The 1064-nt window shown below is 41.4% G+C and carries 1 protein-coding gene; it reads left to right on the top strand.

From position 1 onward, the window contains the following. Positions 1-582: 582 nt before the first annotated feature. Positions 583-744, top strand: coding sequence for a hypothetical protein (locus ACNRUY_RS26600; RefSeq protein ID WP_488114680.1), 162 nt, complete (start codon positions 583-585; stop codon positions 742-744). Positions 745-1064 lie beyond the last annotated feature (320 nt).

The following is a 1064-nucleotide window of genomic DNA, read 5'->3' as shown; positions in this document are numbered from 1 at the left end:
ACCTGAGCTTTGAATTCAGGTGCATGACGCTTCCTTTTTCTGACTGTCATTTTCCCCTCCTTGAAAGGGCATCATACAGTCGAAAAACTTAACTTAGCCAGTGGTCCAGTTTTTGGGGTCCACTATATGCACAGTGGAAATGTCCTGGAGAGGAGCTGCGCCTTCCTTATCGACAGACAAAATACTGTATATTCCCCTGGGCTATTTTGGTTATACGCCATGCAGAGAGGGTAAGGAAGATAAAGAGCCAGATCGTTCAGGGTTTCTTCCTTACCTGATCAAAGTTGATTCAACCCTGGATGAACGGGCACCATGGCCGAAGAAATTCAGGGATAATAACAACACAAGTTATCTTCCAAAGGTTGTTGACTAGTTAAAATAGGGTGGTACTTAATTGTTGTATATAATTTACCTTGGATCTCTGCAGGTTGCTGTCAAGTTCGTTAATCCCATCAGACGATGATTTCCCTTCTTGGGCATGATGCTGGCTGCTGACTGCTGATTGTGGTGACAGCATCCTGTATCTGAAAAAGGTGAATGTTCGGTTTTGATGATAAGGTATGAGCCAGAAAAGTACAGGTTTTGATCATATTTACCGATCCCGATGGTAACCGATATGAAGCTTACTGGAGGGCAGCAACACTGATGTTGATTGGTTTGTATGTCTTGGAACGGTTGGCAAAAAAAGCCGCTGGAACCGCTGCGGGCTTGGCTGGTCTGCGTTTTTATCTGGCTTCTTTTTAATTGAAAAGCAATTTTTTTATTCTCATCAGCTATGAAATAACGCGGATCTTAGTTCATCTGCTGAAAGTTATTTGTAAAATAAAAATTTACTTAAGATAAATTTTTACTACACTGTCTAGCAAAGTTATCCACTGTCGCATGTTTTTAACATAAAATCATCTTGCGGTTTTTTCAGATGTTGTATTTTACTGAGCCCCCTGTGTCAGGATAGATGTCGCCTCTTTTGACTCATGACTCTCTTCAATGGAGAGATGATTAAAAGAGGCAGTTATGGCTCGCTACTCCAAAGAAATGAAAGAGGCCGTCATCCAGAAGATGAT

This window comes from Endozoicomonas sp. Z74 (assembly GCF_057680865.1).
The sequence above is the reverse complement of the archived record's forward strand: the minus strand, read 5'-3'. Positions and strand labels throughout refer to the sequence as shown.